Here is a 20,116-nt window from a genome sequence, read left to right as displayed (position 1 = left end):
TAATTTCTTGATTAGCCCCCCAGGAAATGGGGAGGAATCACTATTCATGCCTCTCATTTTTCAGCGTGCTTCATCCAGAGTTCTGGAGGATTCATTTCTTTAAAATAATTTTATATTCAATTAAGCCTTAGAATTTTCGGGTATAGGATTGAAATAATGATTAGCATTGGCCTGGTGCCAATCTCTTGCAAAATCATCTGGGATTGAATCACTTAATAGTGCTCCTGGCTGTAAGTAATCATAGAGTTGAGTATAGTTTTTTGCCCTCTGATTTCCTAATCGATGCCAAATCATGCTGGGATGAAGTTTATCAGGGTGGTCAACCCCTAAAGTTCCAACTATTTGGAGAAAACTTTTAATGGTTTCATGATGATAGTTTTTAACATGAACGGCTTTAGTGTCAATATCAATTGCTTTGGCACGTTTTGGATCTTGGGTTGTCACCCCAGTAGGGCAATGTCCAGTATCACAACGTAGCGCTTGAATACAACCTACAGCAAACATCATCGGACGAGCTACATTACAAAAATCAGCACCCAGTGCTATTTTTTTTACCATATCAAATCCATCCACTATTTTCCCACTTACCAGAATTTTAATATGTTGACGGAGATTACATCCTACCAAACTTGAATGAACAAATGGTATTGCCTCATCTAATGCAAGTCCTACATAGTCTGAAAACTCACTAGGGGCAGCTCCTGTACCACCTTCAGCTCCATCAATAGTAATAAAATCTGGAAGAATGCCTGTTTCCAGCATGGCTTTACAGATGCCTAAAAAATCACTCCGTCGACCTATGCATAATTTAAAACCTACCGGCTTGCCTTCGCATAATGTTCTTAACCGAACAATAAATTCCAACAGCCCACGAGGTGTACTAAACTCAGGATGAATTGCCGGGGACTGGCAGTCTTTTCCTTCAGGAATATCTCGATACTTGGCAATTTCTTTAGTTACCTTTTTTCCAGGGAGAAGACCTCCATCTCCTGGTTTTGCACCTTGGGATAACTTTATAGCAATCATTTTAATGGACTTTTGATTGGCTTTTTTACGAAATTCCTCATCATCAAAACGCCCTTCTTTCGTACGACAACCAAAATAGCCTGAGGCAATTTCCCATACTATGTCTGCTTCATAGCGGAGATGATAGTCTGTGAGTCCTCCCTCTCCAGTATCTTGTAAAAACCCGCCTAATTTCGCTCCTTTATTCATGGCAAGGACAGCCTGAGAGCTTAATGCACCAAAACTCATCGCCGATATATTTAAGCGAGAACTGCTATAAGGTTGTTTGCACTGAGGCCCACCAATCATAATTCGACTGGCCTCGGGTGGTACCTTTTTCTCGGCCATCGAATGTAGTATGAAATCAAAGCCCTCTTTTTTGATATCTTGTTCAGTACCAAAAGGGTGAGTTCCGGGCATTCCATGTGCTCTCATTTTTATCAACTCTCGCTGTTGACGATTATAAGGACGTCCACTCTTATCATCTTCAAGAAAATATTGGCGGATTTCAGGACTAATAAATTCCATCACATACCGAATATGGCCAATTAATGGATAATTATAAAGAACATTATTTTTAGAAAATGAATCTGCAACTCCTATTATAATGAGGGGAATAACAAGTATAAGAAAATAAAGGCTGGAAGCCCAAAAAATAGAGGAAACAAATACTATAAGAAGCAGAGCTATTGAAATAAAATAAAAGTGTTTTTGCCACATATGGTAAATTTCCTTATTTAAATTGATTTAATGGGCTGAATTTGAACTGAATAATCGGAGTCTACTAAAATCATATGATTCGCGGGTACAGTTTGCCATTGATGCGAAAAATGAGTTAACCGCTCAGAAGCAATAAGTACACTCGGCCTCTGTTTTGATTTAAACTTCTCCAAATACTCTTGTTCAGACCAAAAATACTTTCCTTCCAAATAATGTAGTGATTCTGGCTCTGTGACTTTTTCAGTACAATAACGACTTGCCACGATTCGCTTTCCATCAGTAAGGCAAATATTATAATAAGACGGTCCTTGAGTGCCAAATTGATTGATTAAGTTCTGAATGGTCTTAAAAGTATCTAATAATATCTGAGCAACGTCAGACAATTTATTAAGGTCTTTCGCTTTTGACAACTCTAAAAATAAAGCAAAAATATGCTCTGAATCTGTTTCACCTCTAATCCAGTTATAAATTTCATCACCCAATAAATTTCTTAGGTGCCTTTTAATGGATGAAAAATCATGTATTTGTCCATTGTGCATAAACATCCAATTTTTATGGATGAAAGGATGACAATTAAGATGACTAACACCACCTGTGCTTGCCGCTCGTACATGAGCAAAAAAGAGATGCGACTCAATTTTGTTAGTCAAATGTAATAAATTTTCATCATTCCATGCTGGGAAAATGGATAAAAACACAGCAGGATTTGGACTAATTTTGGGAACATACCATCCTACACCAAACCCATCACCATTGGTTAATGTAGTGGACTCTTTAGCAAGTCTACTTTGTCTTAGCAAAGAGTCTTCTGGCTTTATAAGGACATTAGCTAATAATAACTCACACCCTGTATACGCTATAAAACGGCACATAAAATTCCCTTTAAATTTTAGACCATTTGTTACTATAGTATAGGTATTATTTTCTGTTTTCTAAAAAGATAGCTCAGACATTAGATTTTTACTGATAATAGCATTGGATGATTCAATAGCAGATTCAGTTTGAATTTTTAAATCTCCATAAAATTACCTTCTGAAAAATGAATGCTATAGTTAACTTATCTCATAGTTATTACTTTTGAGTTTATTTATTTCTTGAAAAGAGGCGACAGATTAAATCCTTGAGGAAAGTAAAAGTCGAGCAACTGAGAATGATGTAGAGAGGATACAAAAAAATACTCAAATGATACCACCTCTACCGAGATGCTCAATTATAAGGAATTGTTATGAAATTAACTTTCTTACATGAGCCAGCGATTCTTTTTTTAATGATGCTCTTTATTGTTTTTTGTATGCCGCTGCTTTCACGCCTAATCTATATTCCCAGCATTATAGGATTAATCATAGGGGGAATCATTTTTGGGCCACATGTATTAAATCTCCTTCCCCTAACTCCCACTATTGAATTATTTGCATCCATTGGTGTTATTTACTTGATGTTTACCGTTGGACTAGAAATTAATCTGGATCAATTAATATCAAATCGAGTACGTACTTTTATCTTTTATTTATTAACCTATCTCTTGCCATTAACGTCTGCTCTTCTCATTGGCTGGATTTTTGAATTAGGTATCAATGGCTCTATTTTACTCGGAGCTATTTATGCATCCTATACTTTGGTTGCTTATCCCATTATCACTGAACTAGGAGTTTTAAAAAATGAGGCAGTTGCGATTTCTGTAAGTGCTGTAGTGTTAACAGACATTACAGCACTCATAACGTTAATTGTTTCATTACATATACACTCAGGCAATACATCCTTTGTAAGTTTATCTTTATTAGCGCTGGGTCTCATTCTTTATGCTGCTTTTATTTTGTTAACATTTCCCTATATAGCCAAATTATTCTTTCGCTATTCCAATAGTAAACAATCTGATTTTGCATTTATGTTAGCAAGCTTGGCAATTGCTGTTATTCTTGGTAAAGCGATTGGTATCAATATGATTATAGGTGCATTTCTGGCAGGCCTGGCAATTAACCGGGTTGTTTCGAAAGAAAGTGGAGCCGTAAAACAAGCTCTTTTTCTGGGTGAAAGTATTTTTGTTCCTCTCTTCTTAGTTTCCATTGGCGTAAGACTTAATCCAATGGCTATTTTTTTAAGCTGGAAATCATTAGTTTTGGGGTTATCTCTAACCATAGCGGTCTATGTTACAAAATTTGTTGCTGCCTGGATAACCTCTTATCTATTTAGGTATTCGCGCCCGCAAATGATGGTGATTTGGGGATTATCTCAAGCTCAAGCTGCAGCAACACTAGTGATTATTTTAATTGGTATTAATGCACACATATTTCCTGAATACTTCCTTAATGGAATTATTATTATGGTTCTTTTTACTTTATTTACTTCGCCACTGCTTGTTAAATTTTATGGTTCGAAAATAAAGCCAACGGCCAAAATTGACATTCCACTTTTCAAAAGAATTATCACCCCAGTAGAGCGCAATGATTTTCCAGATAACGTAATTAGCTTTTCTGCAAGACTTGCACGTTACGGAAATGGAAAATTATTCATTTTGAATATTGCTGAAAATGAACGTGAAATACAGGAGAAACGCGAGAGATTACGAGCAGGTCCAATGAAAGATCCAGATACAGATATTGAGTTAATTAATCAAATAGAAAAGAATATCTCTAAAATTATTTTGAATGAAGTGATAGAAAGTGAAACATCTTTTATTATTATGAATTGGTCTCTAGAGGAGCACAAACGAGGACGTATCTTCAGTTCAAATATAGATCATGTCATGTGGACTTCCACTGTGCCGGTTGCCGCAGCTTTATTAAAAATGCCTATCAAAGGAATCAATCGAGTTATCACTGTTATTGGTGCTCATGCAATTGGCGTTAAATTTAATGAGCAATATTTGGATGTTGTCGTAGATATCAGCAAAGCCTTAGGATTACCATTAACTATCATGACTACAAACTATTATCATAATAAACTCAATTCAAAGTTTGAAAAAATAAAAGACTTGGACTTCCAGTTTATTAAAATTAATGGTGATATTATTGAAGCTGTTTCGGAGATGGCTAAAGAGAATGATTTAATTATTATTCCATCCATGAATCTCCAAAAACGATTTGATACCAATAAAAATCATATCCCATATGCGTTGCTGCAACAAACTGAAAGTTCATTAATAATTATACACGTACCTAAATGATTCGGCTCTAAGTGTACATTGACCGACTCTCCACCACTTGGATAATAAAGCTTCATTCCCTTTTAATGAAAAGAGCTTTAACACAACGTGCATGTCGTAAAGAAATCCCAACATTCTTGGATATGCTTGCTGAATTAAAACAAAGCGGCTTTAAGTCTTTGGCCTCATTAGGCCAAACACTAACCGTCTGGGAAAGACGAAGTCGCTAGAATGTGGCGATTTAGTAAATCTAATGGGATAACAGAAGGCTTCCATCACAAAATGAAACTCATTCAGTGTAGAGCTTATGGTTTTAGAAATTTTGAAAATTACAGGGTGCGTGTTAAGGTGCTCTGCGGGTGATTATAACTGCCCCCTTAAATGGGAAAGAGCCATAAAGCGTAGCCAAGAATTTTATTTTTAAGAAAAATTTCTTTATAACCCTTACTGGGCTTGGTCGGGACGGAAGGATTTGAACCTTCGACCACTAGCACCCCATGCTAGTACGCTACCAGGCTGCGCTACGCCCCGATTAGGTGGGGAATGATAGCGAAGTCTGGGAGAAATAACAAGGGGTTATGAACTTGTCTTTATCGTTTGTAGCCTGGGTGCAGCGTAGCGGAACCCGGGGATAGGAACATGGGTAAAATCAAAATCCCGGGTTTCTCTGCACCCAGGCTACAATTCTCTATACCTCATTTAATTTTGCGGAATGATTCTCTTGGAACTTTCTGAGAGAATGAAAGCGCAGGCGTTAATTCCTGCAGTGCATAAAACTTGCTTTTCTTCTTTTGCCCAGTACGTTCCATACGGTTTTGCTATTTGATTCACTGAGGGTGATAGGTGTATGGTCATCCATAGATAATTGCCTTTGTCTTCTGGATTGGACCAGTGATAATAGCAAACCAGATTATTGTTTTGGTTAATCAGCGCTTGCATAAAACCTATATTGTCCGGCGCCTTCCATTTTTGATAATCCATTTGCCAATATAAGGTACCGACTTGGAAAGCTTCTGAGCTGTATTGATGCGCTACAACTTCTGCGGATGTAGGACAAAAGTAGAGTTTTTCTTTGCCCGCTCCATGATCTATTTCTCCCTCTATGTGCTCCATTAAATTCTGAATAAAAAGGTTGTAATGGCTGCCTAAGGCAATACCGATTATAAAAATGATTAGGATGAGTAAACTATTTTTTAAATATTTGTGCACAATGCAAACTCCTGGCACGAACTCCTCAAGTCCCCAACAATACCCAAGGAGAGGGCCTGTTTTTATAATAATGTTTTAATCTTTTGCGCTTCAAATTTAGAGTGTGAAATTTGAATGTATTGCTTGCAGCTCAATAACTCTGCGTATTGCAAAGCGGCTACTGCATTATTCAAGATCTCTTTTGCTAAATCAGAAGAGTCTTCCATAATTAAAAAGGATGCGGTGCTCATTTGCACGGAAGCCATATGTAGCTTATTAATACAGACCTTTTTTTCTTGATAGTCAGATAACGAAATAAGCACTCGCGACAGTTCGTAGCACTGATTTGCTAAAAATTCTTTGCTTGGCCCTGAGTGCACATTCATACTGAATACAGGTAAACTTAATATTAACGCTCGTTTTAAAGTCATTTTAAACATAGGATACTCCTGTAAGTTGCTGAATAAACCGGCTTCTCTTCACACAATCCTGATGCATGAAGAATGAGTTCCAATCTGAGAAAAGAACTCCTGTTAAACTCTACCGATGTCAATGACATTGTGGGACAAAGTAACCTGGATCCCATTTCCAGGTTACAATAAGTCATTGATTTGGGTGCTTAACCGTTAAGTGCTTGGTTTAAGCAAAAGCATTAATTCCTGTAATATGTTTTCCTAGTACCAGCGTATGGACATTGTCCGTACCCTCGTATGTAAAGACTGATTCTAAATTAAGCATGTGGCGAATCACATGATACTCAAGACTGATTCCATTTGCTCCTAATAGATTCCTGCATTTTCGCGCAATATTCAATGCCTCACGACAGGCATTACCCTTAGCAAGAGAAATCATCACGGGATTCTCGCGATGATTATCTTTTATGCGTCCTATCTGTAAATTAAGGCATTGTGCTTTAATAATTTCAGTATACATATCTGCCAAGTCTTTTTGAATAAGCTGAAATGCTGCCAAAGGTTTATCAAATTGCTTACGCTCTAGCAAATAATCGCGAGTGATATCAAAACACGCCATCGCCGCACCCATAGCGCCCCAGGCAATACCATATCTCGCCTGGCTTAGGCAGCTTAAAGGAGCCCCCAAACCTTTATCACTTCCTGGAAGATAATTTTCATCGGGCACAAAAACATCGTCAAACACCAATTCTCCAGTGTTCGAAGCACGTAATGACATCTTTAATTTAATTTCAGGGCGACGTAATCCCTCCGACTTAGTATCGACAATGAAGCCGCGAACCCCTTCTTCTGTTTTTGCCCAAACAATGGCGATATCTGCGATTGGCGAGTTGGTGATCCACATTTTCGCCCCATTCAAACTCCAACCACCCTTCACTTTCTTCGCCGTAGTTCTCATCCCTGCGGGATCTGATCCAAAATCAGGCTCAGTCAAACCAAAACAACCAATAATCTCACCTGTAGCCATTCCCGGTAAAAAGCGCACGCGCTGCTCTTCAGAACCATAACGAAAGATAGGATACATACATAAAGAACTTTGTACGGAAACAAAACTACGTAAACCACTATCCCCGCGTTCTAACTCCTGACACACCAAACCGTAAGCGACATAAGATGCTTCAGAACCACCGTATTCTGCTGGTAAGGTCAAACCCAATAAACCCATTTCTGCGGATTTTTTAATAAGCTCTCGTGGAAATTGAGCATGTTCAAAAGATTCAGCCATCAAAGGCATTACATCATTACTGACGAAACGCGCGACACTATCGCGTATCATGCGTTCATCACCATTCAATTGCTCATCAAGAAACAACAAGTCGTCCACTTTCCTTCTCCCTTTTATCTGACTGTAACGCAATCACGGCTTCAATAATACTTTCTTTACTGGGTAACAAATACTGCCAAGCATTACCCAAGGGAATAAAGCAATCTTTACCGGTAATTCGTTTGATTTTTAAACTCGATGATGCGGCTTCTAGCAACAAAGTCATCAAACCCTCACTGACCGAACCACTTTGTCTGCCTTCATCCACAATTAATACGTTTTTCGCTTTGGCGATTTCTTTTAAGATCCCGTCCACAGGTAAGGGACTAAGCCAGCGGATATCTACTATTTTTACAGGAATATTATGTTCATCCTGCAATACCTTCGCAGCTTGTCGTGATAAATAATAACCATTAGCATAGGTTAAGATGACCGTTGCGCCCTCACCAAAAACACCTACCTCTCCTGGTGCAATTACGGCATCTGGTGCAGGATAATTAAAAAGCCAGCCATTATCCCCAGGTTCGTGCAAGTCTTTAGTCATATACAACGCAATCGGCTCTAAAAAGACAACGACCCGTCCTTCCTCATAAGCCATGCGCATGCACGTACGTAACATTTTTGCAGCATCGGGACCATTTGAAGGGCATGCGACAATTACTCCAGGTAAATCACGTAGTACGGCAATGGAGTTGTCATTATGGAAATGCCCGCCAAATCCTTTCTGATAAGCCAATGACGCGATACGTAGCACCATAGGATTTTGATATTGGCCACTGGAAAAAAAGGATAAGGTCGATGCCTCTCCACGCAGTTGGTCTTCTGCATTATGCAAATAAGCCAAAAACTGAATTTCTGGAACCGGAATAAAGCCATTATGTGCCATGCCAATTGCAGTGCCTAAAATGGTCGTCTCATCCAAGAGGGTATCAAATACTCGGCGTTGTCCAAAGCGCACCTGTAAGTCAGCGGTAACTCGGTAAACGCCTCCTTTTTTACCCACATCTTCACCAAATACCAACATATTAGGGTATTGCATCATTAAATCAGTCAAAGCAAAATTAATTTGCTGGCATAAATTACGTTTTTGCGCTAGTTGCGAGAACGCATTGGCAAAAACTTTTGCCCGTTGCTCCTCACTAGGCAGTGGAAGTGCTTGTTTTTTCGGTACAGAAGGGATTAACGACGACATCACTGCTTCAGCACTTGTAAGTTTGGGTTGTCTTATCGCTTCCACTGCTTTGGCTTCGATTAAATCTTTATTATTTCGATAAAGACTTAGCATGTCTTGGACAGTCATCCAGCCTTCACGATAAAGAATACCTGCCGTATGCAGTAAAGGATCTTGAGCCTCTCTCGCTTCTATTTCAGCTTGTGTATTATATTGTGCTTCAATATCAGAACCTGCATGCCCTAATAAACGCACGCAGCGCATATGCAAGAAAACGGGTTGTTTTTTTACACGCGCCAAATATTCTGCTTCCTGTGCTGCGGCATAGGTATCAGCGATATTCAAACCATCACACGCAATATAATGCAAACCCGGACGCGCACTGACTGAACGCTCTATCCAGCCTGCTGGTGTAGGCACAGAAATTCCTATGCCATTGTCTTCACAAATAAACACTAGTGGTAAGGGATAATTTTGTTGCGAAATCCATGAGCAAGAATTCAAAGTGGCTTGTGCTGATGCATGGTTAGTTGATGCATCACCAAACGAGCAAATGATCACCGAATCGGGATTTAAATTGCTATGAGTATTGAGTTCTTTTGCGCGTGTAATCGATAAAGCAGCGCCTAGAGCTTTAGGTAAATGGGATGCAATGGTTGAGGTTTGCGGGGGAATATTTAAAGGAACGCTGCCAAAAACTTTGTGGCGTCCTCCTGAAATAGGATCGGTTGCTGCGGCAACCAAAGACAGCAAAATATCCCTCACTCCATCGGATCCCTGTATTTTCTTAGCCCGTTGTAAATAAAAGGCGCCACTACGATAATGCAAAAAGGCCATATCATCCGGGCGAAAAACCTGTCCCCAAACAGCATTTCCTTCGTGTCCACTACTGCCTATGGTATAAAAAGACAACCCTTTTTCCTTAAGCTGTCTGGCGATCAAATCAAGAAGACGTGATTTGATTTGCGAGTCAAAAAGCTCAATGGCAGTTTTCTTATCCAATTCCGCCGTTTCCGGACTCATAGTACTGTTGGGTTTAGGAAAGTCTGCTTGTTGTATTCGATTTATAAACTGCTCATCAACTACAATGGTCCTGTCTAACATCACTACATCCTGTTTGAGTTATTTTCTAATAAGATGATGAGTATATACTGATTCAAAATGAACAGGAAGAATGAGTTTACCCTCTCTCCTGCCCCCTATCCCGAAACAGGAGAGGGGATTTTTGTATCACTTAATATTTCACTTCATCCCCTGAATAGGCTTTGTTGAATAAATAGTTTGGAAGAATAGGATAATTACCAAATTGCCTTTTGTCATTTTGTTCAATTCTGGATATTATTGCTCAAATAATCTACACTTTCTGTAAAAGAATCCACTAAGGGGTCTTCATAATGAAATGGATTATTCTGTTAGGAAGTATTGCATTGACAGCTGGATGCTGTTGTAACACGGTATACTACACATCACCAGCATTCACACCAGTTACCTACGCACGCACAGTGACCTACAGACCAGTTGTTACCATGCAACCAGTAGTTCGACGTGTGGTGACCCCTGTTGTGCAACCTGTCACTGTTTTTTCTTATCCTGTAGGACCTCTAGACGTAACAACAACTACTATTGATTTTTATTAATCTGAAAAACTATAGCCTGGGTGAAGGCAAAGCCCTCACCCAGAGTTTACGTAAACGTGCACAGACGATTATCTTGCGCCACTGAATTAATCAGTTTCTTCCTTGGAAGAATAACCACATCCATCTTGAGGACAAAGAATTTGTCGGCCAAATTTTTTGCTTTCTTTCACCGTTAAAATAGGCCAGCTACATTTTGGGCATGGTTGGTCAATGGGTTCATTCCATAATGCATAATCGCATTTAGGATAATTCCCGCAAGAATAGAAAATTTTTCCTTTTCTTGACTTACGCTGCAAAATTTTTGCTTCATGACACTTAGGACACTCTACTCCCGTATCCGCTGGTTTTTCTATGGGTTCCATGTGTTTGCATTGAGGATAATTGCTGCAGCCAATAAAACGACCATAACGTCCCGTTTTTATATGCAATGCACTAGAACATGCCGGACAAACTCTTCCCTCAACCACTTCAGGCTCATTTTTTTCATTATCCTGACCAGCCATATCTTGCGTATAGTCACATTCAGGATACCCAGTACATCCAATAAAGCGTCCACGCTTACCTAGTCTTATTGACAGCGGTTTTCCGCATTTTGGACATTGTTCATCCAAAATTTCGGTGGTCACATCTTTACGCTGGACTTGTTGATCTGTCGTTTGAATTTGCTGCACAAAAGGCTGCCAAAATTCTTCTAACACAGGAATCCATTCTTTTTCGCCGCGTGCAACCGCATCCAGTGTATCTTCAAGCTCAGCAGTGAATTTATAGTCTACATAACGTGTAAAATAACCCGTCAAAAAGCGATTCACGATCCGGCCGACATCAGTGGGAAAGAATCTTTTCTTGTCCACGATCACGTATTCACGTTGTTGCAGCGTATGAATAATAGATGCATAGGTTGAAGGACGGCCGATATCATATTCTTCCAACGCCTTCACCAAAGTTGCTTCAGAATATCGTGGCGGTGGCTCAGTAAAGTGTTGATTGGCTAAGATGTCTTGCACTTTAATCTTTTCACCTACAGCCAATATCGGCAGTAATGAACCTTCGCTGTCATCATCTTTGGTATCATCACGGCCTTCTTCATACACAGAAAGGAACCCGGGGAAAGTCACTGTAGAACCATTCGCACGGAATATATTCCCTTCACCACAACTTAAGTCAACAGCAACCGTATCGAGTATGGCATCAGCCATTTGACAGGCTACCGTACGTTTCCAGATGAGGCTGTAAAGTTTATATTGATCTGCAGTTAATGCCGATTGCACCATTTCTGGCGTGCGTTTAATCGATGTGGGGCGAATCGCCTCATGTGCTTCTTGAGCATTTTTGGATTTGGTTTTATAAAGTCTTGGGCTTGCAGGACAATTGTCTGCACCATAACGCTCGGTAATAAATTGTCGGGTTTCTTCTATTGCTTCTGTCGATAAATTAACCGAATCGGTACGCATATAGGAAATAAGACCAACTGTTCCCGTCCCAATATCTATCCCTTCATACAATTGTTGGGCAACCATCATTGATTTTCGCGCGGTAAAACCTAATTTTCGTGCCGCTTCTTGTTGCAAAGTTGACGTAATAAACGGGGGGGAAGGCTTACGTTTGCGTTGTTTTTTCTCAATTTGGGTAACGACTAAATGACCTTGCGCCTCACGAATCAAATGTTCTTTGATTTGCTGCGCCTGCTCATCCTTAGTTACTGTAAATTGTTGTAATTTCTCATTTTTGAAATAAGTTAAACGTGCTTCAAAGGACACGTTAGTATGCAGACATTGAGCCAAAATCTTCCAATATTCCTGGGCGACAAAACGTTCGATTTCTTCTTCGCGCTCCACAATAAGACGCAATGCAGGGCTTTGTACTCGTCCAGCAGAAAGCCCCCTTCTTACTTTTTTCCATAATAAAGGCGATAAATTAAAACCCACCAAATAATCCAATGCACGTCGTGCTTGTTGGGCATTCACCAAATCCATAGAAATCGTGCGTGGATGATTGATTGCATCCTGAATTGCTGATTTGGTAATTTCATTGAAAAAAATCCGATGAATGGTTTTATCCTTGGTTAGATTTTTTTCTTTCATTAATTCATAAATATGCCAAGAAATAGCCTCACCTTCGCGATCAGGGTCGGTAGCCAGTAATAACGAGTCTGCCTTTTTGAGCATTTTTGCAATCGTTTCGATATGCCTTGAGTTTTTTTCAATCGGCGCATAAGTCATCGCAAAATGTTTATCGGGATTGACCGAACCTTTGCGTGCTGGCAAATCACGAACATGCCCATATGATGCAACAACCTCGTAATCATTGCCCAAATATTTTTGAATTGTCTTCGCTTTGGCGGGTGACTCAACAATCACCAAATGTTTACTCATAGTAACGTTAACCTTATCCTTTTCACTTCATCCTTAAGTCACCAAAATACCCGTATTGAGAAAAATACGGGGGCTTGGTGCTGAAAATGAAATATCGACAACTTCTAGTAGTATAGGAATAGATGATCTTTTAATGTAATGTCAATTGATCTTCTGATTGATAAAGAACTAAATCAAGAAAAGCCAATTGTTCTTCATTTAAAGTACTGGCTAAAGTATTTCTGATTGTCCATTTAGTCTCTTGAAGAGTGACGATACGAGATTCAGAAAATTGTAATTGATTCATCACCATTTCAAACGATTCTTCATTAAGAATTTTCCATAACTTCATGCGTATGATAAATTGATAACTGGCCTTAGTCAGTTTCATTTGTTCATCATAAGTAAATACTCGTGTTGATGTTTGTTGTTGTAACTTCAAATACAAAACTTGTTCTTCTGAAGCCGACTGCTCTTCTTCGTTTAGTTCCGTTGCATCCTGATCAGCGGTTTTATGGCTTTTTTGCAGCTGGGTAAGACTTTTTTCAAATAAACTCAATAACATTTCAAATAAGTTATCTTTCATATACTAACACCTCATATAGCCACCGGGCACAGATACAACAGCCCCATTTAATTCTAATTTCGCAAGCTCACTAGTGACTTGCTCAACGGTGCATCCACTACGTAAAATGATCTGATCAACAGTTGTCATTTCAAAGCCAATGAACTTTACTAGGTTTTTATTCTCGCTGGCAAGAGGTAAAATAGCTTTATCAGCTGTTTGCTGTTCTGAATCAATCCGTAACTCTTCAAGAACATCAGCAACTGAAGTGACTAATTTGGCTCCTTGCTGCAACAAGTAATGACAACCTCGAGCCAGGGGATTATGAATGGAGCCTGGGATTGCCAAAACATCTCGGTTTTGTTCCAGGGCCATTCGTGCTGTGATTAAAGAACCACTCTTTATTGCCGACTCAACAACCAAAGTGCACAATGATAAACCACTTATTATACGATTTCTTCGTGGGAAATGTCCAGCGCTTGGTGGACTTTTTAGTGGGAATTCGCTAATTAACAGACCATTTTGTGCAATTTGTAGCGAAATCCCACGATGTCGATACGGATAAATTTGATCAATTCCTGTACCTAAAACCGCGATTGTTTGCCCTCTAGCGTCCAAACATCCTTGATGAGCCTCCGCATCAATACCTAAAGCCAAACCACTCACTATGGTAATTCCATGAGATGCGATGGCCTTGGCAAATTGTCGCGCATTTTCACTGCCATTTATCGTCGGATTACGACTACCTACTACAGCTAATGTCGGTTGCTTTAAACAGGCGAGCTGTCCTTTTGCATACAACACAACAGGAGGATCGGTAATTTCCTTCAATAAGGCAGGATACTCAGGCGAATCCCATGTCAGGATATGATGCTCATCAGCTGCCGCCAACCAATTGAGATCTTCTTGAATCAAATTCAAATCAAAACCAGCTATGGTTTGTGCCAACGCGCTTGATAAACCTGCTTGTTCAAGCTCAATTGCTGAGAGTTGGAACATTTGTTGTAAATCGGGCCAGCGTTTTTGCAATTTTGCAACGGTACGTGGACCAACCCGTTCCATTCGATTTAGTGCGAGATAATAGGATAAATTATTCATGGGTTAGCCACACGATTTGATAAATAAACAGCGCGAGTTGAGCGAACGATTAAAGCAAAACTGGTTTTACTAAATACACGGAACACCATGATTTCGCCAATACGCTCGGGAGGTAATTTAATAGGGTGCAATTTATTTCTAGGGTCGCTGACTGTATGTGACGCTCTATAAATGCCCAGTACATCCCCTGCTTCCAATCCATCACGAGCCCCCAAACTAATGACGACTACCCCGCCCACAGCCTCCTGGACATTTCCATTGGGCATACCATCAGGCATATCAATAATAAATCCCCTTACAATAAATCTTGGGGCTTTAGGCTCAAAATACAAATTAAATTCAGGACTATTATTAATTAAAACACTATCTTGAACTTTAATGCCTTCATTAATACTGGTTAATAAAATGGTGGCAGGCTCTCCTCCCGCAACCAACTCAGCATATCCGACCAAATCGGCTCGATACCCTAGAAGTTCTTTAGTTTTGGGATGCTCATAATTTTTTCCCCCTCTAAAAATCGAATAAGCAGGGACACCTCCAGTAGGTAACTCTCTTGATGGGTGCAATCCTTGAACGTACGCCTCATCTCCTTGGCCGCCCATCATGTGCTCTCCTACTAACGCCACTATATAAGGTGCTCGACCAAGAACATCCTGATCCAAAATAAGCGACTCATTCAAAAAAGGTTTGATTTCACTTAAAGGAATTGGAGGAACCGCTTCCTCTAAGGGCATAGGACGGATATTAGGTGATAATTTGATAGTACCATTCGAAAGTACTTTAATGTAGGGTTTCTTCTCATAATAGGCTAAAACAAGAACCGCTCCAGGGTACAAACGGTTGGGATCTTTTATATTGGGATTAACATGCCAAAGCTCTTTCCACTCCCAGGGATTATGCAGGTAACGGCTGGCTATGCTCCATAAAGAATCCCCTGGTTGCACAACATAGCGCGCAGGAGCGTCTGATCGTAAACTGAGAGCATAATTCAATGTAGAAAAGAAAAAAAAGATTAAAAAGAGAATAAATCTCATTAGAGCCAATCCTTTGTTGGAATATCTTGCCTAAAGGGTCACCTCGTATCAAAAAACAGCCGTATTCAGCGCAAATTCGACCGTTTACCAAGATTTTTACATCCCACGTGACCTATACTATCTTGCAGCCATACAATATATAAAGGATAATATAACATGATTTTTACGCAGAGAACCAGATAAACGATGGCTATTCATACGATTCTATATTTACCCGACGCCCGACTAAGAGATGTTGCAAAACCTGTTGTTCATTTTGATGATAAATTGCAAACTCTAATTGAAGACATGTTTGAGACCATGTACGACGCGCATGGTGTTGGGCTTGCTGCACCACAAATAGGTGTGGGCTTACGTTTGTCTGTGATTGATATTATGGGTGATAAACAGAATCAAATCGTGATTATCAATCCTGAAATTATTGCTTCAGAGGGTCAAAAAAAGTTTGAAGAAGGCTGCCTTTCTGTTCCTGGAGCTTATGATACTGTGATCCGCGCAGAAAAAGTAACCGTAAAGGCTTTAGATAGAAATGGAAACCCCTTTGAAATTCAAGCCGATGGCTTACTCGCTGAATGTTTGCAACATGAAATTGATCATATGAATGGTAAGTTGTTTGTTGATCTACTTTCTCCGTTGAAGAAAGCCATGGCCCGTAAAAAACTAGAAAAATTCAAAAAGCGCCAACAGGCACGAAAATAATTTGCTGCATTTTTCATAGGTTTTCATTCAAGATATGCCTTTTGCAGACGTTCTTTGGTCATAATGTCACATAGGATATAAAAAATCTTAGTGAACGGTTGAATTCGAGTACTTACCATGAATCAATTAAACATCGTTTTTGCTGGAACCCCAGAATTTGGTTTGCCTTGTCTTGATGCATTACTGCATTCAACACATCGTATTCAAGCTATTTACACTCAACCCGATCGACCCGCCGGACGTGGTCGAAAATTACAGGCTTCGGCAGTAAAGGAATGGGCGTTAACACATCAAATTCCAGTCTATCAACCCTTAAATTTTAAAAATCCTGAAGCAATTTCTGAACTTGCTGCATTAAAACCCGATGTCATGATTGTTATTGCTTATGGTCTAATTCTCCCTAAAGCAGTTCTCGACATTCCACGCTTAGGCTGTATTAATGTACATGCTTCTCTCTTACCTCGATGGCGCGGTGCCTCGCCAATTCAATCGGCAATTCTTCATGGTGATACAGAGTCTGGGGTAACTATAATGCAAATGGATGTAGGCATGGATACCGGAGCGATGCTGCGTAAAGCTAATTGCTCCATTACTGCATCAGATACCGCCCAAAGTTTACATGACAAGTTAGCACAGATCTCCGCGCAGCCCTTACTGCAAACGCTAGAGGAATTAGCCAATCATACCATTCATCCTGAAATTCAAAATGATGAATTAGCAACCTATGCTCGCAAAATCAACAAAGAAGATGCCTGCATCAATTGGCACCAACCAGCAATAGAAATTGACTGTAAAATTCGCGCCTTCAATCCTTGGCCAATCGCTTATACGACCTTTGAAGAAGAAATTGTACGTATTCACCAAGCGCAAATTGTTGCATTGCCCGCGCAACATGCTCCAGGCACACTGGTACACATTGATAAGAATGGCATGCTCATTGCTACTGGCAAGCAGGGCTTGCTTATAGAAAAAATCCAGTTCCCTGGTGGCAAAGTGATTTCTATCGCCGATTGGTTAAATTCTTCCAAATCACGAGCGCATGTAGGGTATGTGTTTTAATGAACAAAAACGAACGACTGCATGCCTTAAAAATTTTAACGAATTTACTGACCGAAAAATCATCCTTATCCCAACAGATATCGGCCGCAGCGGAAGTATCGCCAATGACCAAAGAAATATGCTTTGGCTTTTGCCGACATTATTTTCGCCTGCAAGCCATTGCCGAGTGTTTGCTGCAAAAAAAACCGAAAGAACTCGAGGTTTGGGTTGCATTACTTATAGGCCTTTATCAATTACATTACATGCAACAACCTGATTATGCAGTAGTCAAAGAAACGGTTGCATTGCTTGAAAAAATCAAAAAACCTTGGGCCAAAGGCTTAGTTAATGCTGTTTTACGCAATTTCTGTCGCCAACAAAAAGAAATTCTGGCACGTTTGCACAAAAATCCTTTATTTCTTCATGGTCAACCACAATGGCTGGTGGAGCGCCTGCAAGCTGACTGGCCGAATGATTGGCAGTCAATCGCGCAAGCAAACGATGCGCATCCGCCTATGACGCTAAGAGTAAATATCCAAAAAAATTCGCTTGCGGAATATGTACAGATTTTAAATCGTGAAGGAATTGCTGCCGAAACCCATCCCGTGGCACCTGCAGGAATTACTTTAAACACACCCTGTGACGTACGCCAGCTACCTGGTTTTGCAGAAGGAAGTGTCTCTGTTCAAGATGGTGCCGCACAATTGGCCGCTTCATTATTGTCTTTAAAACCCGGTTTACGCCTTCTTGACGCCTGTTGTGCTCCTGGAGGTAAAACCTGCCATATTTTAGAACAAGAGCCCAATCTTGCTGCATGCGTTGCCTTAGATGTTGATGCTAGACGGTTGAAACGCGTTCAAGAAAACTTGAATCGCCTTAACTTACAGGCAACTTTAGTGCAAGGAGATGCTTTAACTCCTTCCACATGGTGGGATGGCCAACTCTTTGATCGTATTTTGTTAGATGCTCCTTGTTCAGCAACAGGAGTTATCCGCCGTCATTCAGACATTAAGTTATTACGGAACAATGAAGAAATTGTTACTATAACTAACATACAACATGATATGCTGAATTGCTTATGGCCTTTGTTGGCAAAAGGTGGCTTACTGATTTATGCCACATGTTCAGTAATGTCAGTGGAAAATGAACAACAAATTGCAAACTTTGTTGCGACTCATCCAGACTGTACCATAATAAAAGAACCTTGGACTTGGGGACATGCAACAGGTCATGGCCAACAAATTTTGCCGGGTGAACAAGGTATGGACGGATTTTTCTACGCAGTATTATTTAAGGATGAAAAATGACAATCAACTGGCCTTTAATTACCCTTTTGTTCTGCTTATCCATCCCTGGGGTAGTAATCGCAATAAAACGTTTAATCTTTTTTTTATTACCTGATAATTCTGACGCATTAAAAAAACGCATAAGTCGCTTTGCCATTTTGCAAACGTTACTCATGGTCTTTGTCCTAAGTCTGGCAGGTGCGATATTGTCACCAATGACTGGTTTAGATGACGCAATACTTGAGGGACTGTTACAAGGCACCACTGGGATAAAGGCATTGATACCAATTTTATTACCTACAGTTCTGTATGCTTTTGTTGGATTAGTGGTGTTTTTAGTGCTCTATTATGGCTTTATTGCACGCATCATCGATCAAAAAAATATGGACATCTTAGCTAATATTCGCATTGTTCTTGGAGTTGATGGCTGTGTTCTTTATGGAGGTGTAGTTGAGGAGATCATTGCGCGCTGGGGCTTACTAAATCTTGCTACTTTTTTTGCATTTCTCTTTACCAAACAGTATCCCAACTTGATTATCTGGATTTCAATTTTTATCAGTGGCCTAATATTTGCAATAAGCCAAATCCCAGCTTATCTTGCTGCCGGATGTACCTCAAGTCGTCGTTTCATTTACTCCGTTATCATGCTTAGTTTGTACCAATCATTACTATTTGGTTACTTATTTTGGCAGTATGGACTTATGGCTGCGATATTGTCACATATGCTATTCCATATTGGATGGGCAGCATTTGAAAATGTAAAAAAAGCGTAAAGCACTCCCCCCTTAATCTTGTCTTAACCTAGATCTTTTATCCTACAGGTGAATGTATTCAAAGTTAGGGGGTAGGATATGGCCACTTCAAGTAATGAATTTGCTGAGCTGGTAAATAAATTACATAGATCACCAAATCATCCTGGTTTAAAACAAGCCGTGATCCAACACTTACCTAAAGTGATGGCCTTAGCTCAGGATAACCCTATGGCGTTATACCATTTAGCTCATATTTATCCACCGACTTCTTCTCAGTACAAACAAACCATGCGCCAAGCTGCTAATTCAGGATGTACTAATGCAATGCTGGTTATGATGCAAGTATTGGGGAACTCTAATGAGGTGAGCGAGCTAAAAAAAGCAGCCCATTATTTAACGATGATAAATAAATCCAATGATTCGTACATTAAAGAACAAGCTAAATCATTATTGGATGAATACCCTCAATTAGCTAAAGTGGTACAAGAACAAGCAAAATCTCATTCAAGTCATGGACTTGCTCATCGTTTCTTTGCACCACCACGGGCAAAAGAAGACTCAATGGTTCCTATGCACACTGTAGAATGTAAAGCCTAGGACATAGCCTGGGTAAAGGTGAATGCCGTAACCTGCAATAGAAAACCCGGGTTACGCTTCGCTACACCCAGGCTACAAAAATGATATGTGCAATGG

At 39.9% G+C, this 20,116-nt stretch carries 17 protein-coding genes, 1 tRNA gene and 1 pseudogene; 8 read left to right on the top strand and 11 right to left on the bottom strand.

What is annotated here, in order from left to right; genetic code table 11:
• Nucleotides 1–120: 120 nt before the first annotated feature.
• Nucleotides 121–1,725 (bottom strand): FMN-binding glutamate synthase family protein, encoded by a 1,605-nt coding sequence (locus Lste_RS15670; RefSeq protein WP_058511935.1) that lies wholly within the window; start codon nucleotides 1,723–1,725, stop codon nucleotides 121–123.
• A 17-nt stretch (nucleotides 1,726–1,742) separates the two neighbouring features.
• A complete protein-coding gene (locus Lste_RS15665) occupies nucleotides 1,743–2,597 on the bottom strand; it encodes a class II glutamine amidotransferase (protein WP_058511934.1) in 855 nt (284 codons plus the stop codon).
• 353 nt (nucleotides 2,598–2,950) lie between these two features.
• On the opposite strand from Lste_RS15665, the gene Lste_RS15660 reads away from it, so the two are divergent.
• The gene (locus Lste_RS15660; protein ID WP_058511933.1) at nucleotides 2,951–4,888 is read left to right on the top strand and encodes a cation:proton antiporter; all 1,938 of its coding nucleotides are present in this window, start codon (nucleotides 2,951–2,953) and stop codon (nucleotides 4,886–4,888) included.
• 47 nt (nucleotides 4,889–4,935) lie between these two features.
• Nucleotides 4,936–5,230 (top strand): annotated as a pseudogene (locus Lste_RS18950) (transposase); the annotation flags it as partial.
• Nucleotides 5,231–5,321: 91 nt separating this feature from the next.
• Here Lste_RS18950 and Lste_RS15655 read toward each other — a convergent pair.
• The 5 genes from Lste_RS15655 to Lste_RS15635 all read right to left on the bottom strand — a co-directional run bounded on the left by Lste_RS15655 (nucleotide 5,322) and on the right by Lste_RS15635 (nucleotide 10,067).
• Nucleotides 5,322–5,398, bottom strand: a tRNA-Pro gene (locus Lste_RS15655).
• Nucleotides 5,399–5,566: 168 nt separating this feature from the next.
• Complete coding sequence (locus Lste_RS15650) at nucleotides 5,567–6,076, bottom strand: hypothetical protein (protein ID WP_058511932.1); 510 nt, start codon at nucleotides 6,074–6,076, stop codon at nucleotides 5,567–5,569.
• Nucleotides 6,077–6,138: 62 nt separating this feature from the next.
• A complete protein-coding gene (locus Lste_RS15645) occupies nucleotides 6,139–6,495 on the bottom strand; it encodes a hypothetical protein (RefSeq protein ID WP_058511931.1) in 357 nt (118 codons plus the stop codon).
• A 199-nt stretch (nucleotides 6,496–6,694) separates the two neighbouring features.
• On the bottom strand, nucleotides 6,695–7,852 hold the full coding sequence (locus tag Lste_RS15640) for an acyl-CoA dehydrogenase family protein (RefSeq protein WP_058511930.1): 1,158 nt from the start codon (nucleotides 7,850–7,852) through the stop codon (nucleotides 6,695–6,697).
• Complete coding sequence (locus Lste_RS15635; protein WP_058511929.1) at nucleotides 7,830–10,067, bottom strand: dehydrogenase E1 component subunit alpha/beta; 2,238 nt, start codon at nucleotides 10,065–10,067, stop codon at nucleotides 7,830–7,832. Before Lste_RS15635 ends, Lste_RS15640 begins: the two co-directional genes overlap by 23 nt.
• 290 nt (nucleotides 10,068–10,357) lie before the next feature.
• Between Lste_RS15635 and Lste_RS15630 the strand changes: the two genes are divergently transcribed.
• On the top strand, nucleotides 10,358–10,600 hold the full coding sequence (locus Lste_RS15630; protein WP_058511928.1) for a hypothetical protein: 243 nt from the start codon (nucleotides 10,358–10,360) through the stop codon (nucleotides 10,598–10,600).
• A gap of 86 nt (nucleotides 10,601–10,686) precedes the next feature.
• On the opposite strand, the gene topA is transcribed toward Lste_RS15630, so the two are convergent.
• The 4 genes from topA to Lste_RS15610 all read right to left on the bottom strand — a co-directional run bounded on the left by topA (nucleotide 10,687) and on the right by Lste_RS15610 (nucleotide 15,648).
• On the bottom strand, nucleotides 10,687–12,972 hold the full coding sequence (gene topA, locus Lste_RS15625; RefSeq protein WP_058511927.1) for a type I DNA topoisomerase: 2,286 nt from the start codon (nucleotides 12,970–12,972) through the stop codon (nucleotides 10,687–10,689).
• Between the two features lie 130 nt (nucleotides 12,973–13,102).
• Nucleotides 13,103–13,537, bottom strand: coding sequence for a DUF494 family protein (locus Lste_RS15620; RefSeq protein ID WP_058511926.1), 435 nt, complete (start codon nucleotides 13,535–13,537; stop codon nucleotides 13,103–13,105).
• A gap of 3 nt (nucleotides 13,538–13,540) precedes the next feature.
• On the bottom strand, nucleotides 13,541–14,614 hold the full coding sequence (gene dprA / locus Lste_RS15615; RefSeq protein ID WP_058511925.1) for a DNA-processing protein DprA: 1,074 nt from the start codon (nucleotides 14,612–14,614) through the stop codon (nucleotides 13,541–13,543).
• Complete coding sequence (locus Lste_RS15610; RefSeq protein WP_058511924.1) at nucleotides 14,611–15,648, bottom strand: LysM peptidoglycan-binding domain-containing protein; 1,038 nt, start codon at nucleotides 15,646–15,648, stop codon at nucleotides 14,611–14,613. The genes dprA and Lste_RS15610 overlap by 4 nt, the downstream gene beginning before the upstream one ends.
• A 186-nt stretch (nucleotides 15,649–15,834) precedes the next feature.
• On the opposite strand from Lste_RS15610, the gene def reads away from it, so the two are divergent.
• The 5 genes from def to Lste_RS15585 all read left to right on the top strand — a co-directional run bounded on the left by def (nucleotide 15,835) and on the right by Lste_RS15585 (nucleotide 20,020).
• Entirely contained in the window at nucleotides 15,835–16,347 is a 513-nt protein-coding gene (def, locus tag Lste_RS15605; RefSeq protein WP_058511923.1) for a peptide deformylase, read from the top strand.
• A gap of 117 nt (nucleotides 16,348–16,464) precedes the next feature.
• Complete coding sequence (gene fmt, locus Lste_RS15600; RefSeq protein ID WP_058511922.1) at nucleotides 16,465–17,406, top strand: methionyl-tRNA formyltransferase; 942 nt, start codon at nucleotides 16,465–16,467, stop codon at nucleotides 17,404–17,406.
• A complete protein-coding gene (gene rsmB / locus Lste_RS15595; protein ID WP_058511921.1) occupies nucleotides 17,406–18,692 on the top strand; it encodes a 16S rRNA (cytosine(967)-C(5))-methyltransferase RsmB in 1,287 nt (428 codons plus the stop codon). Before fmt ends, rsmB begins: the two co-directional genes overlap by 1 nt.
• Nucleotides 18,689–19,444, top strand: a complete 756-nt coding sequence (locus tag Lste_RS15590; protein WP_058511920.1) for a CPBP family intramembrane metalloprotease — start codon at nucleotides 18,689–18,691, stop codon at nucleotides 19,442–19,444. The genes rsmB and Lste_RS15590 overlap by 4 nt, the downstream gene beginning before the upstream one ends.
• A gap of 78 nt (nucleotides 19,445–19,522) precedes the next feature.
• Nucleotides 19,523–20,020, top strand: coding sequence for a hypothetical protein (locus tag Lste_RS15585; RefSeq protein WP_058511919.1), 498 nt, complete (start codon nucleotides 19,523–19,525; stop codon nucleotides 20,018–20,020).
• Nucleotides 20,021–20,116: the final 96 nt, after the last annotated feature.

The organism is Legionella steelei, assembly GCF_001468005.1.
GTDB classification, from domain to species: Bacteria; Pseudomonadota; Gammaproteobacteria; order Legionellales; family Legionellaceae; genus Legionella; species Legionella steelei.
The sequence above is the reverse complement of the archived record's forward strand: the minus strand, read 5'-3'. Positions and strand labels throughout refer to the sequence as shown.